This is a genomic window from Bacillus sp. LR_5 (genome assembly GCF_042709275.1).
In genome coordinates, this window is the sequence record NZ_JAVAXX010000174.1 from 1 (window position 1) to 13910 (window position 13910).

A 13910-nucleotide genomic window follows, 5' to 3' on the forward strand; every position below is an offset into this window, starting at 1 on the left:
GCCATCAAACAGATGGCGGAAATTTTTGTGAGAAATGCGGATCACCGCTCCCCGGTCAATCAGGCCACCAGCATGCAGCTCAAACTGGAGCCGCTGCAAAGCAAGCAGCAAAACAGTTCGGTTCATTTGTCTTATCCGTCCTGAAACGCCCTTATCAGGAATGTAAAGCAACAGGCGGAGAGCAGTTGATCAGCGCAATCATTACGATGGTTCTTTTCAGTTTGCTGACCCCTTTGATGTTTTATATTCTTTTTTCAGACGGTCCCGGAAGCGTAAGCTTTACAGCAATCTTCTTAGAGCCAACCATTTATTTTATTTTATTTCTATTTGGCCTGCATGCATGCATCTTTTTCGCCCTGAAAATCGCGGGAAACCAAGTATCTTTCAAGGATTCATTCTCAAGATTCGGAGCGTTTCTCATACCGTTTACGGCTATTTTGATTCTTGCCCTTTTCTTCTTTTTATTACATACAGACATTTGCTTTACTATATTAGCCGTTGGTTTAATCGGTGCATTCTTCGCCATTCCTCCTGCGATGCTGAGCAGTTACCAGCATTCATATAAAGGGAAGGTTGATGTCATTTACTCAACGATTGTAATTTATCTGATCATCTGCGTTACATTTCAGCTTATTATCGAACACTATGTCAAAGAAATTTTCCGTTATATGCTCTTTTAAAAACAACCCCATCACCTGCTGGTGATGGGGTTGTTTTATTGAATAGACGTTAAGTAAATTCTTCCGTTCTTCACTACGCCGGTGTAGGTCCAGTTATATGTTCTGAGCTTTGGACTGCCGCCTGATTTTGTGATATAGAATTCTTCATACGTCTTAATCGTGATAGCCGACCCATTTTGGCTCCAGCTTTTCACTTCATAGTTATTAAAGTCTTCTGTTGTCCCCTCTTTATTTAATTTCGACACGAGATGCTGCTGGTCGGAATAAAGGGAACTGCCTTTTTCAAGGCTGTCTTCCATCAGTGAGAAATTATTTTGATTCACGGCATCTGCCTGACTTTGCAGATAACTGCCCATAAATAATGTCACTTGTTCATCTGTAACATCGCCGCTTGCAGAGCTTTCACTGCCTTTGTTTTTCGAGCCAGCCCAGGCGGAAGTGTATGTCTCTGGTTTATCATTTTTGATTTTCTTTATATTTGTGCCTGCAGATTGGAATGTTGATTCTGCATCTTCGAAAATCCACTTTTTCTGTTTTTTATCATATAAAAGAAGATATTCATAACTCGGACTTTCGTCAGTCATTTCAGATTTTGTATAGTCGTTATACGAAGAAGACTGGTGAAGTTCTTTTCCTGTTACCGATACCTGCCACGTTCCGTCGTTTTTCTGAGAGAGGGCAAATGTGTCCAGGTCAAAATCAGTTTCCAAGTATCTATCTTTTAAGTATGAATCCGCGCTTTTCATAGAATCGACGGTGTCCTTCGTCTCCGCCTTCCAATTGGCACTTGCCTCTGTCATCTGGGCTGTATTCCCATCAGATAGAGCTTTGGAGTATTGTTTTGTTGTTTTGACAATTGTGTTCATAATCTGTTCCTGTGTATCTTGATCAGGAATTAACGTTAACTCCATTTCTTTATCATCGATCGGAACGCCGGCAGTTTTTGTTTTTCCCCACGGAAATTCTGCCTCGACTGAAGCTGTCATTGATCCATCTGTCAGCAGCGGACCGTATGTTACGGATTTGAATGGGTCTTTATGAATCGACTTGCCGTTAATCAGCAAATCTCCCTTCCCGCTCTTGATGTCATCCGCTAAGCTGAATGTCACATCGTCTGCTTCCAATGAGAGATCAACACGAAAGCTGTTATCGCCAACCGCCTGAATGTCTTCCTTTTTCACAAGGTCAACGACATCGTTTTTCAGTTTGGCTGAGACTGTATATTCGCCGGGAATGTACGGACCGAGGGTTTGTGCTTGATCTGCTTTCTTTACAGATCCGGCTTCCTCTTTATTGACATATAGATCGGTATTTTTATAATTGCTGCTCACTTCAAAATAAACAGGTGCTACCTTTAAGTCATAATGGTCAAATACCAGCAGGCTTTTCCCGTCTTTTTCTGCATATACGATATCCTTCTGGGCTGTTTCATCCCGCAGCGATGCAAAAAGTTCATCTTTTTTGTCTGGATGATCCTTCAAATATGTAAGAAACGGTTTTACATTATTTTTAGTGAGTTTAAGATTGTCATTTACCGGTGTAAGGAGAGTCGCGATTTGGTCCTGATCCCCATCATTTACGGCCTGTTCAAACTTGTCTACTAACCTATCCTTTGAAGTAAAATACGCTCCGGTTTTATATGCGGCGAATAATATAACGCACGCCGCGGCAATGCTGCTCCATAAAATGATGGTTTTCTTAGGGATCGGTTTTCGCGGAGCCTGCCTTGTTTCTGCAGTGCTAGCTGTTTCTTGATTTGCCTGTTTGCTGCCCCCTCCGATCGGGGTGCCGCATTGTTTACAAAACTTGGCTCCTTCATTATTCTGGGAGCCGCAATTCTTACAAAAAAACATGACTTTCCTCCTATTCTACTAATTTGATAACATTTACTGCTTTTCATATTTTATAATAAAACAGAATGAAATTGGGAACGAATGAAAAAATTAAATGTCTATCAGACTAAAAAGGTGGAATGAATATGCAAAAGCTCAGGATTGAATTAGGAGAAGAAACAAATGACGAATTATATGATCTATTGCTGCTCGCCGATCCATCGAAAGACATTGTAGATGAATATCTTGAGAGGGGAGAATGTTACACAGCTTGGGCCGGTGATGAGCTTGCAGGTGTTTATGTATTGCTAAAAACAAGGCCGCAAACAGTTGAAATTGTAAATATTGCGGTAAAAGAATCTCTTCAGAAGAAGGGCTTTGGCAAACAGCTTGTACTTGACGCCATTGAAAAAGCGAAGGAGCTGGGGGCGGACACGATTGAAATCGGCACGGGGAATTCGAGCATTCATCAGCTTTCCCTCTATCAAAAATGCGGATTCCGCATTCAGGCGATCGACCACGATTTCTTTCTCAGACATTATGATGAGGACATTTTTGAAAACGGGATTCAATGCCGCGATATGGTGAGGCTTTATTTGGATCTTTAATAAAAGAGCTGCCGCATGATCATCGGCAGCTCTTTTATATAGAAATTAAAAAAACTGATTCGCTTTTTTTCCGGTATCCCGCTGCATTCCTTTCCTCACTGACAGTATAAAAAAAGTCAGGACGAGAGCCAGACCGACAGCCAGAAAAATATAATCAGCGTCCATAAACACAAGAAGCACTGTGTAAACAGCTGCTGAAAGAGGTTCTCCCATCTTTACGATAGAAAAAATAAGCGCGAATATTCTTCCGAAGTATTCAGTCGGAACCGTCTTTTGAAAATACAGAACCGTTTGCACATCAATATAGGAGATGATGACGCCCAGCACCAAAAAAATGGCACATTCCAGCCCGCTAAGCGGAAAAAACAAAAACATAATGAGCAGCCCTACCGCTGTTAAAGTTCTGGGATAAAGCCGTTCTAGCCGCTTCGTATTCCACTTGAAAAATACAGCAAGATTCCCTAAGAGCATTCCGCCCTGAAACATTGAATACATGATGGCGAACCATACGGAATAGTTCTCATGAAAACGTTCCACTGCAAGAATCGGCCCCATTACAGAAATAAATCCGGCAATGACGAGATTTACGATAAAAAAATAACCGACAGCAGTCATCCAAGATGAGTTGCCCTTCAGCATTCTGTAGCCTGTCTTAAGGGCTTCTGCCCCTTTGCTTTTTAGGCCAACAGATTCTGAAATGTGAATAAGGGCAATCAATGCAGCGGATACGAAAAATGCCGTCCCATTTATGAGAAACAGAAGCCCAAACGGAATCGCCGCAATCAAAACGCCGCTAATCAGCTTTCCGACGATCAGACCAATAAGTTCGCTAGTGTTAATTAATGAAGTCGCCTGATCGAGATGTTTCTGAGGGACAAGCAGCGGAATAAGCGCCACTTTCGCCGGGGAAAAGAGCATCGATTGCAGCGATAAACAAAATGCGCATATACCAATGATCCATACAGTTAACAAACCGTTCGCACTAAGGACTGCCAAGAGAATCATGATGACTGCTCTTCCGGTATTACACACATACAATATGGATTTTTTTCGTAATGAATCAATTAAAGGTCCGGTAAACATTCCGAATGTCAATGGAACGAGCTCGATAAAAGAGATCACCCCGACCAATATTTTGCTTCCGGTCAAATCGAGCACTAGAAGCGGAAGTGCGATGAGCCAGACGCCATCCGCCGCGGAAGAAAATACTTGTGCAGACCAAAGCTTTGCATAATTTGGTGTTCGATATGCCGAATTACGTCCGCTTTTTTTCTTCATCAGAAGCACCGCCGAACCATTCTAATGTTCTCCATGATTCTTTTCTTTGTGTATAGTCCTCTTCCATCACTTCAAATACGATACCCGTGCCATCCCCGCGGTGTATCTCCTTTAACATCTCCGCCGCTTGTCTGAGCAACGGTTCATTAATCGTTCCTTCAGCGGGATGACGCCCTTCAAAACAGCGGACATCACCATGCGGGAAGGCTAGCTGGCGAAACGAACTGAAATGATAATGTTTAATGCTGTCCTTTAAGGAAAGAAACTGAAAAAAATCAGGGTATCTCAGCTTTTCATCCCTGAACATAAGTGATGATGACAGATGTGTCTGATAGGTAATGGCCCAATGACACAGATCCCATGTAATGCCGACATGTTTTAAACCGAGCTGAACCAGCTCCTCAAAATCCTCAGGATAAATAAATATCGGGTCAAAGTCTTCGCCCAGATTCCCGATAATCGGCAGATTTTCGACTCCAATCCATATATCTGTTCCTTTCAGCTCATCATCAAACGCCGCAAAAAATTCAATGACTTTTCTGCGGTTTCCTTCTAAGTCATAGCTTTGAAATTCTTCAACGGACATAAATTGATTGGCATGAACAGTTATGCCCTTAGCGCCGTACATATCCGCAAGCTCTGCAAAATGCAGCAGACGGTCCTTTATATGCGCTTCGTGAACATAATCCGCATTGTCGGTGGGAAAATGAAGTGTCAATAATGACGGCTCAAGCTGTTTTGTGTAATCAAGTGTCCGCTTGAAGGTTTGCACATAATCGGTTTCTTCAAACGACTTTCCGTCGAAGATGTTGGCTTCAAGACCGTATCCTGCTTCGACCCACTTTTTATCGATTTGCTTCGGGTCTAACCCGAAAAACGGTATTTGCGCAATCATCCGTCACCACGTTCCTCTCACAAGCATAAATGCTTCTGCTGCAGAAAAACCCGATTTAGCTCCCCATACGTATGCGTTATTTTCTATCGCTTGCAAGGATCGCGGATGCGGGAAATCCCTCAGCTCCGAATCATAGCACGCCATGGCCTCCAGCTTCAATTCAAGCTCTTCTTCTATATTAATGAAGAAATTCGCATGGAATTGATCCTTCTTCAAGTAGTTCCACTCTGTCGAGGATAAGGTCTCGTATGCCAGAACCTGTTTTACGGAATGACCTGGAAGCGGGCGGGTTGCCGTCATCACCGCTCTGAATACGACGGCATGGTCAATATTAATGTCACCACCGTATTGTGTATATACGATATCGGGCTGAAACCGTTCAATTTGTTTTTCTGCCTCTTTTACAACATCCAGCAAATCCATTGAATCCAGCCTGTTATCAGGAAGATTTAACCTGACAAAATCAGTTATGCCGAGCGTGCTAAGCGCTTGTTCCGTTTCACTATAGGAATGCTGCATGATCGAATCACAAGGTTTTTCATAGTCTTCTTTTCTAGACGATTTTCCTTCAGCCATAATGACAGCCGACACACTGTCTCCTTGACGGACATGTTTCGCCAACGCTCCGCCGACGCCGATAATTTCATCGTCCGGGTGCGCCGCAAATACCATTACTTTCATCATATTGTCCCCCTTTGATTAACGTCTCGCAAATATCCGCGCCGCAGTTCATAAGCATATCAAGCATAGAGAGATGAGGAATGTGCTCTCCGAACAACTGCGGATAATGGATGGCCCTGATTTGCTGGTATTCGATTGTAATTCCGCTTCTATCAAAATCACTTTCTATTAAATAGTCTGATCCTTGGCTGCCTGAATAATAGTGATCAGCTCCAAGTTCTTTACAAAGCGCGAGCACAAAATCACTCTTTTTTTCATTACGGCATTCGAGCTCCGACACATAGCAAATTGACGTCGATATGCGAAGTTCCCGCAGAAAAAAATTAATGATGAACATATTTAAATCATGAAGATACTCCCATTCCCGCTGATAGACATCTTTAAAAAACATTTGATATTCCTCGAAATAGGGAGCCTTCGCATAATTCATTTTAATCGCCATCCAGTGTTTCTTCCGCCAGTCCTGCTCTTGGTCGATTTTCATATCACGAAGCTCGATATCCTTATAATTTTTCATCTGCAAAGGAACAGTCAGCCACATGGGGCCTTGGGAAGTCTTGATTCTGTTCCGATTGAGAAATCCCTTTTTCTCAAACTGGGCTGTATCGTGAATGGCAAATACATCTGATTTATGGATTTTTTCAAAAAAACCAAACCAGGGGAGATAACTGGACTGATGGCCGCTTACCACTTTTACTCCGTTTCTGTGAAATGTCGACATCGTTTCTCTTCAGCTCCCCAATATCGTTTCGGTCTGGCAATTTCTTTACTGTGGGAATATCCAAAATCAACCCATTGCAGTTTCTTACCGATGGCGAATGATAAAGCGTTCCGCATCAGCAAATAAGAGGCCTGCGTTTCTTTTCCGGCAGGGCTGTTTACATTCTGCCAATAATAGAAATGGGAATGGTCATATAGAAAAATACTGCTGCTGATCATGTCAGCCTCAAGAAACGCCCCCACCCAAAAGACTTGCCTTCCAAGGCTTTCTAGCAGCTTTTGAAAAAAATCCTGACTCAGCATATAGGCTGCGCCGATGGCTGCTGTATGCGCCTTATACAATTCGTAAAACTCAGAGAGTGATTCTTGTCCGATAAGGCGGACGGACACATTTTTCTTTTCCGCATATCTGACGGCAGTCCGGGCTTTTCCTGAACAGTTTGTCCATAGCTCTTCAAATGTATCGGGAAGCGGCAATATGTGTGTGGCTTTTTCCGCCCAATGTTCTCCCGTTTCTTCGATAAAAGAAGTTTGGCCATGCGGAAGCAGGAAGCGCGATAATTTCTGTCCAAATAAAGCCTTGATTTCGCTTTGCAGCCATTCAAATGAAATCGGACGGTCTGAAATGACGCCGCCGTATCCTATCATATTCCCGCTGAGCAAGCCATTCTGCTCAAACACCGGAACATATATCACTTGTCCGCCGTCCGATGTCAGCTTAACAGGGTGAAACGAGGTATTGGGGAGCTCCTCCATAAGCTTCCCCCAATCATAGCTTTGAAACAATCCAGCCTGAAAAATGCCAGCGGCCCGTTCCCAAGCCTGAGGCGTTACGGAAAATGCTGTTTTTTGCATGATATATCACCAACATTCATTTCTTATTCTTTTGCTCTGCATACGCTAAAACGGTTTCAGCAATATACTTCACCTGCTCTGTGCCAAGAGGCGGTTTGAACGGCAGTGAAAGAACCCTTTTCCACAGAGAATGTTCATCCTCTTGCCGTGAATAAGGCTGATACAGCGGAATCAGGTGAAGCGGAAGGTAGTTCCAGCAGGTTTGAATCCCTTTTGCCGCTAAATAAGCAGAGCAGTCGTACCTTTCCCCTTCATGAGGGAAAACGATTGTCAAATAGTTCAGGCTTTCTCCCTCCTGCGGCTGAATCATCTTGATCCCGTATAACTCTTCTGCCTGTGCAAAAATGTATCTTGCCGTCTCCAAATTTCTAGATGAGTCTCTCACCAGCCGCTCCATCTTTGACAGCTGGTATTCGATAATGGCTTGCCTTACCGGATGCATTCGCAATAAAGGGACAGTAGCAGGTTTTTTCGGAAGAACTTCAAGCTTGCTCGTTTTCATAGAGGTCTGAACACCCGTTTTTCTGAATAAGAAGGATAGAGTCCTAGATCTCATCAAACCCTGTATTCGCTGCTGTCTCATATAAGCATCATAATCAGCATTGACTTGCTTTCGCTGTTCCATCGGCAGCCTGGCGTTTTTGTCCAGAACTTCTTTTCGGGCGATTAACGCTCCGCCCCCTATGCTGCCGAGGGGCTTTGACGGCCCAAAGCTCAAGATGCCGAAATCCCCCAAACCGCCTGCAAAGGTTCCGTCTTGTTTTGTAAACATGGCCTGAGCGGCATCGTCAATGACACGAATACGCTTTTCTTTCGCCCACTCGACAAGTTTCATGTTTTCCTTCCGGCCGTAAACGTGCGTTAAAATGACAGCGCACGTCCTCTCGGTCACTTTGTTTTTCACATCTTCAAAGGATAGGGACAAATCATCATCCAAATTGGCAAACACTGGGGAAGCTCCGGTTTGAAGCACAGCATCAATTACATTCGGACAGCTGAATGATGAAAAAATCACTTCTTTTCCAGGCCCCGCTCCGGATAATGTCAATGCAAGCACCAACGCTGCGCTTCCACTCGAAGTCAATTCGATGCTCTTTCCATAGCGTTTTTCCAATTTTTCTGCCAACGTTGTTCTTTTAGCTGAGATTAAGTGGGTGAAAAAACGTCTGCCTGAAAGCTGCCCCGGATAAATCGGAAACTTGATCTGTTTGGGGTTTTCAGGATAATGGAAGTTTTTGTTTTTGTCTTTCAACTTTAATCAGCCTCAGGCCTTCATCTAGGTTAATTTTAGGAGCATATCCAAGCAGACGCTTTGCCTTCTCGATCGAAGGAGCACGTTTGAAAATTTCAATGTCTTTCCCCCGGACACCATCCTCGCCCAGCTTTTTAAATGTATAATGCTCTTTCTCCCTGCCAGTCATCACGTTGATTTTCTCTGCCAGTCCTTTTATGCTGATTGGCAGATCGTTTCCTATGTTGAAATCTTCATAGGCACTCCCTTTGTGCAGCAGCGCCAGGTATGTTCCGTTCACGATATCACTAATGTAGCTGAAGCATCTGATTTGGCCGCCGTCTCCGTAAAGAGGAAGCTCCGCGCCAGCTTCGGCCAAACTGAAGAACTTGTTTATGACAAAGTCCTGACGCTGCTTCGGGCCGTACACATTAAAGTATCGGACAACTCTGACATGCAGTGAGGCTGATGCCTGCTCCTTCAAATATTCCTCTGACTTTAATTTTGCTTTTCCATAAGCGGATTTAGGGAGCTTCTCGCTTGATTCCGTATATGGATAATCTGGCGAATCTCCGAACACTTCTGAGCTGGAGGAAAAAAGAAGGGTCTTGATCCCCAGCTCCTTGCATACCTCCGTTACGTTTTTCGTTCCTTCAAAATTCACCTTGATTACGTCCTCTTCATTGCTGCGGCAGCTGTCTACTCCGACCATTGCCGCTAAATGAACGACAGCATCTGCTCCTTTTAATGATTCCCGAAGCGATTGACGGTCTAAAATATTGGTTTGGCGGAATTCTGCCTGAAAATCCGGCTTTTTTTGATCAGCGATGATCGTATGATAGCCTTTCTTCTGTAATAACCCCGCTAATTCACTTCCTATAAAACCTGCTCCGCCTAAGATAGCAATGTGTTTCATTGTCCGACCTCCTGGCTTAAAGATAAAACATCTTTAATTGATTGAACGATGTATTGACAATCTTCCTTCGATAATTGGCTATAAAGAGGCAGTGATACAATTTCAGGAAAGATGCGTTCAGTTACCGGCAGCTTTGCAGGAAAATGCTCTCTATAGTAGGGATGCATATGCACAGGGATAAAGTGGACACTCAACCCAATATGCTTCGCTTTCATCTCTTCAATAAACTGGTCTCGGTCCATTTCTCCGTGTTTTTTCACCCGCAGAATGAACAAATGCCAGGAATGTGTGATATGGCTTGGGATGTCTGTTAAAGGAAGTTCTGCTCTTTCTGGATGATTGATAAGCTCAGACGCATAATAGTTTGCGATTTTGGTCCGTTTTTCTTGGATCTCAGCAGCCCGTTTCAATTGAATGAGCCCAAGAGCAGCCTGGATATCTGTCATGTTGTACTTAAAGCCGGGAAGTAACACATCATATCGCCAGCTGCCCTTTTCACCGTATCGATTCCAAGCATTTTTTGTAATGCCATGCCATCCATACAGTCTTGCTCTTTCGGCAGCCTCTTCATCCTTAAGAATAAGAGCTCCTCCTTCTCCCGTCGTTATATTTTTGGTGGCATAAAAGCTGAAGCATACGGCATCTCCATGTGTGCCGATCATCTTCTCGTTATACCTTGTCCCAAGCGCGTGTGCGGCATCTTCGATCAAGTACAGTCCATTTTCCTTGCATATGCTGCTAAGCTCATTCAAATTTGCCGGATAACCTGCAAAATGGACCGCAATGACCGCTTTTGTCCGCGGTGAAAGCTTTTGTCTCACATCTTCCGGATCTATACATAAATCATCCTCGCAAATGTCTGCAAAAACCGGGGTTGCTCCTACATGCAAAATGACGTTTACACTTGAACAAAACGTGAAGCTTGGAACAATGACTTCATCTCCTTCTCCTACACCGAGTGCAAGCAAAGCCATGTGTAAGGCAGCAGTTCCTGAATTACAGCTGATTACGTGCTCCGCTCCCAGACATTCGCCAAGCTTTTTCTCAAATTCAATCACCTTCGGACCTTTTGAAATCCACCCCGACTTGATCGTTTCAGCTACAGTTTCCAATTCTTCGTTTGTCATATCAGGTCTGTGAAAAGAGATAAATTGTTTACTAATGACAGTTCCCTCCTATAGTGTGACAAGCTTTGCATTATCAGCTATTTTTTCTCTGCAAATGTTTCTCGTGTCGAAAATAATAGGCGCTGTATCCTGCAATATACTGTAATTGATATCATCATGATCGGTATGAATAATGACGACATCATATTGGTTGATCTGCTCCTTATTGAAAGGGACGGAGTGCTTGATGCTGCCGTCTTCCAGGCAGATTTCACTGATAAAAGGATCATAGTAATCTATCGTGCATCCCTTTTTCATTAAATCATCGATAATTGCAAATGCAGAAGACTCACGAGAATCATTTGTATTTTTTTTATAAGCAGCACCTATTAATAAAATATTGCAGTGTTCTTTATCAACCAGCTTCATGGCATAGTCGGACACTGAAAATGGCATTTCAGAATTGATTTCATCCGCTAAATCAATCAGCTTTGTCTGCAATCCCTTTTGATTGGCTATCCATTTAAAATAAAAAGGATCAATCGGTATGCAATGGCCGCCTACACCAGGGCCCGGGCTGAATTTTTGAAACCCGAACGGCTTCGTGTCTGCCGCATTGATCACTTCCCATATATCAATATCAAGTTCTCGGCAATTGAGTGCCATTTCATTGATGAGAGCTATATTTACATAACGGTAGGTATTCTCTAGGAGTTTAGCTGTTTCTGCTACTTCAGGTGAGGTTACTGGATGAATGCTTGTAACGATGGTGTTGTAAAACGCTGAGGCAAGTTTTGTGCAAGTCCGGGTCATTCCGCCGACCACTTTAGGGATATCGGCGACTTCGTAATGGCTGTTCCCAGGATCAATTCGTTCAGGTGAATAAGCTATAAAGAAATCGGAGCCTATGTTGACCTGCCGCCCTGCTGCCATTCTGTCAGCAATTTTTTGTTTTGTTGTGCCCGGGTAGGTTGTACTTTCTAAAATTAAAAGCTGATTTGGCCTTCCGTAAGCCAGCATGGTGTCAACTGCACTGTCTATGTAGCTAAGGTCGGGTATCTTATCTTTTTTGTTCAAAGGTGTCGGAACACATATCACAATAATGTCGCAGTGTTCTATGAGAGACATATTCTCACTCACTTGAAAACGCTCTGTGTGAAGTGCCTCTTTTAATTGGCTATCGTCTACATCTCGAATATGGCTGTGCCCGTCTTTCAGCAAAGAAACTTTTTCGCTGTTCCTATCAAAGCCGATGACGTTGTATCCTTTATTGACACATTCTAATGCAAGAGGAAAACCCACATATCCCATCCCCAATACACCTACAACAGCCTGTTTTGTTTCAATCAATTCTAAAAGCCGCTTATGACTGAGGTTTCGAGCTTCTTTTGTGACAGGATTCATTTTTGGACCCCCTATAAGATAGAAAAGGATATATTTTTACAAAATTAAACAATTATCGATCGATACTGCAATTATAACAAAAGTAAAAAAACGGTAAATGGGCTTTGTCTCCTTTTATTTGGTAGGGCATTATGATGCGATTTACTATTAAGTGGAATTTTTTGTGCCTAAGAAAAGGTATTTATCAGGGGGATAATGAGAATATTTCCTCTATTTGAAAGAATATATAGAAAATTTTAAAAACAGGCCGAGGCCTGTTTTTTTTAATCTATATTTGCCTCTTGTACAGCAGATAACAAGAGCTGTCCCGCTTCGTTCAACCTTTCTTTGCTGATATGTGCGATGTTGTCTTTTTCGGTGTGATACCATGGCCCAGGCTCTTGCGTATCCGGACTGAGCCAAATCCAATTAGCCGAAGGTATGCCCGCTTCATAAAATGACACGTGATCAGAGTATCCAAGCTGTGTGAGACGAGGTGCTTCAAGCTGTGCTTTGCGAGCGGCATTCACCGCATAATTGACACTTGCATTTTTCTTGCCATCCGGGGTCGTTATATACATTTGGCTTGCGTCTTTCCAGTCAGTTGCAATCATATCAGCATTAAAGTTTGCACGGCTGTGTTTGATTTCATCCGAGGTAAGCGTACTGACATAATATGAGGAACCCGCTGACCACAGCTCTTCAGCTCCGAAAAAGATAAAACGGATTTCTTTGTTTTTGGGAAGGTGTTTGCTTTGCTCAATCATCTCTAGTACGGCGGATGTGCCTGATGCATTATCATCAGCCCCAGGTGCATCTTTAACTGTGTCATAATGCGCAGTTACATAAAGAATATCCGGGTGTTTTGTGTGCTGCGCTTTGCGTGTCCCTATTATGTTTTGTGAAGTGCGGTTTCGATAGTTCTTAAATTGAATGACAGCCTGCTTTTCTTTCAGTAAAGCTTCCCCGTCTTCTTTTTTCATTCCGGCAGCCGGTATCGTGATATGTTTTGGTTTTACCGGTCGGATAGCGAGAGGTTTTGTCTTGCTGTTATAAATAATGACAGCCTTTGCGCCTGCAGCTTGGGCGTTTTTTAATTTCTGAGATACTGATATTTTTCCCTCTCTCAAAACGGCGATTTTCCCCTTGGCTTCTTTTTCATCAAGATTGAGCCCATAGCCACCATCTAAGACCTCACCCTCCACTCTCTCTTCATTTTCCACAGCGCTCTTATCCGCTGATCGTATTGGATATTCATGATCGCCTGCCATTACTGAACCAGAATAATATGTTTTCACATGAAATGGCTGAATGCGAACAGCTAATCCTTCATCTTGAATCCGTTTCGATATGTATGACGCTGCTTCTTTTTCTTTCTCTGTCCCTGTTTCTCTCGGACCTATGACCTCACTCAGTTCATGAATGGTTTCATATGCATGCTCCTCATCAAACAACGGAGCCATCTCAGAAATAGAATGAGACTGTATCCCGTTCACCTGTACAGCTGAAGATCCCCATATGACGCTTCCAGCCAGTGCCGCTGACATCAAAATCATTTTCATTTTTACATTCCTCCTCTTATTCACCCCTTTCTTTTCGGTTTTGCTGTCTTGATTCCTTTAAAATGCAACAAAATGAACATTAGTTACCAAATCAAGGTAATGAGATAGGCGGAGAATAAAAGCTGAGGCTAGGAAAGTTTGCATAAAAAAGCCGCCGAGAAAA

13 protein-coding genes are annotated in these 13910 nt (G+C 43.1%); 2 read left to right on the forward strand and 11 right to left on the reverse strand.

Translation table 11 applies throughout. The annotated features are described in order from the left end of the window. On the forward strand, positions 1-680 hold a 680-nt coding region (locus tag RAC86_RS25570), incomplete at its 5' end, for a zinc ribbon domain-containing protein (RefSeq protein WP_377886146.1). A gap of 35 nt (positions 681-715) precedes the next feature. Here RAC86_RS25570 and RAC86_RS25575 read toward each other — a convergent pair. Then, a complete protein-coding gene (locus RAC86_RS25575; RefSeq protein WP_377886148.1) occupies positions 716-2533 on the reverse strand; it encodes a zinc ribbon domain-containing protein in 1818 nt (605 codons plus the stop codon). Between the two features lie 119 nt (positions 2534-2652). Between RAC86_RS25575 and RAC86_RS25580 the strand changes: the two genes are divergently transcribed. Beyond that, a complete protein-coding gene (locus tag RAC86_RS25580; RefSeq protein WP_015251210.1) occupies positions 2653-3120 on the forward strand; it encodes a GNAT family N-acetyltransferase in 468 nt (155 codons plus the stop codon). Between the two features lie 45 nt (positions 3121-3165). On the opposite strand, the gene RAC86_RS25585 is transcribed toward RAC86_RS25580, so the two are convergent. The 10 genes from RAC86_RS25585 to RAC86_RS25630 form a co-directional block, all read right to left on the reverse strand. Further along, positions 3166-4398 carry an MFS transporter gene (locus RAC86_RS25585; protein ID WP_124047919.1) on the reverse strand — a complete coding sequence of 411 codons (1233 nt, stop codon included), beginning with the start codon at positions 4396-4398 and terminating at the stop codon, positions 3166-3168. Then, positions 4376-5293 (reverse strand): sugar phosphate isomerase/epimerase family protein, encoded by a 918-nt coding sequence (locus RAC86_RS25590; RefSeq protein ID WP_377886149.1) that lies wholly within the window; start codon positions 5291-5293, stop codon positions 4376-4378. The genes RAC86_RS25585 and RAC86_RS25590 overlap by 23 nt, the downstream gene beginning before the upstream one ends. A gap of 3 nt (positions 5294-5296) precedes the next feature. Then, positions 5297-5974: a PIG-L deacetylase family protein gene (locus RAC86_RS25595; RefSeq protein ID WP_377886150.1), complete on the reverse strand. Its 678-nt coding sequence runs from the start codon at positions 5972-5974 to the stop codon at positions 5297-5299. Further along, complete coding sequence (locus RAC86_RS25600; protein ID WP_377886151.1) at positions 5937-6695, reverse strand: WbqC family protein; 759 nt, start codon at positions 6693-6695, stop codon at positions 5937-5939. Before RAC86_RS25600 ends, RAC86_RS25595 begins: the two co-directional genes overlap by 38 nt. After that, positions 6668-7549: a GNAT family N-acetyltransferase gene (locus tag RAC86_RS25605; protein WP_377886152.1), complete on the reverse strand. Its 882-nt coding sequence runs from the start codon at positions 7547-7549 to the stop codon at positions 6668-6670. The genes RAC86_RS25600 and RAC86_RS25605 overlap by 28 nt, the downstream gene beginning before the upstream one ends. Positions 7550-7565: 16 nt before the next feature. Then, positions 7566-8801, reverse strand: coding sequence for a DegT/DnrJ/EryC1/StrS family aminotransferase (locus RAC86_RS25610; protein ID WP_377886153.1), 1236 nt, complete (start codon positions 8799-8801; stop codon positions 7566-7568). Next, positions 8767-9696, reverse strand: a complete 930-nt coding sequence (locus tag RAC86_RS25615; RefSeq protein WP_174222665.1) for an NAD-dependent epimerase/dehydratase family protein — start codon at positions 9694-9696, stop codon at positions 8767-8769. The genes RAC86_RS25610 and RAC86_RS25615 overlap by 35 nt, the downstream gene beginning before the upstream one ends. Continuing rightward, entirely contained in the window at positions 9693-10823 is a 1131-nt protein-coding gene (locus RAC86_RS25620) for a DegT/DnrJ/EryC1/StrS family aminotransferase (RefSeq protein ID WP_377886154.1), read from the reverse strand. The genes RAC86_RS25615 and RAC86_RS25620 overlap by 4 nt, the downstream gene beginning before the upstream one ends. A 48-nt stretch (positions 10824-10871) precedes the next feature. After that, a complete protein-coding gene (locus tag RAC86_RS25625; RefSeq protein WP_198878493.1) occupies positions 10872-12206 on the reverse strand; it encodes a nucleotide sugar dehydrogenase in 1335 nt (444 codons plus the stop codon). 263 nt (positions 12207-12469) lie between these two features. Continuing rightward, positions 12470-13747 (reverse strand): M20/M25/M40 family metallo-hydrolase, encoded by a 1278-nt coding sequence (locus tag RAC86_RS25630; protein WP_345805869.1) that lies wholly within the window; start codon positions 13745-13747, stop codon positions 12470-12472. Positions 13748-13910: the final 163 nt, after the last annotated feature.

Bases quoted from the DNA above. Each gene is read 5' to 3' on its own strand.
- RAC86_RS25625 (WP_198878493.1), bottom strand. From the start codon at position 12,206: ATGAATCCTGTCACAAAAGAAGCTCGAAACCTCAGTCATAAGCGGCTT.
- RAC86_RS25580 (WP_015251210.1), top strand. From the start codon at position 2,653: ATGAATATGCAAAAGCTCAGGATTGAATTAGGAGAAGAAACAAATGAC.
- RAC86_RS25620 (WP_377886154.1), bottom strand. From the start codon at position 10,823: ATGACAAACGAAGAATTGGAAACTGTAGCTGAAACGATCAAGTCGGGG.
- RAC86_RS25590 (WP_377886149.1), bottom strand. From the start codon at position 5,293: ATGATTGCGCAAATACCGTTTTTCGGGTTAGACCCGAAGCAAATCGAT.
- RAC86_RS25605 (WP_377886152.1), bottom strand. From the start codon at position 7,549: ATGCAAAAAACAGCATTTTCCGTAACGCCTCAGGCTTGGGAACGGGCC.
- RAC86_RS25585 (WP_124047919.1), bottom strand. From the start codon at position 4,398: ATGAAGAAAAAAAGCGGACGTAATTCGGCATATCGAACACCAAATTAT.
- RAC86_RS25575 (WP_377886148.1), bottom strand. From the start codon at position 2,533: ATGTTTTTTTGTAAGAATTGCGGCTCCCAGAATAATGAAGGAGCCAAG.
- RAC86_RS25615 (WP_174222665.1), bottom strand. From the start codon at position 9,696: ATGAAACACATTGCTATCTTAGGCGGAGCAGGTTTTATAGGAAGTGAA.
- RAC86_RS25595 (WP_377886150.1), bottom strand. From the start codon at position 5,974: ATGAAAGTAATGGTATTTGCGGCGCACCCGGACGATGAAATTATCGGC.
- RAC86_RS25600 (WP_377886151.1), bottom strand. From the start codon at position 6,695: ATGTCGACATTTCACAGAAACGGAGTAAAAGTGGTAAGCGGCCATCAG.
- RAC86_RS25630 (WP_345805869.1), bottom strand. From the start codon at position 13,747: ATGAAAATGATTTTGATGTCAGCGGCACTGGCTGGAAGCGTCATATGG.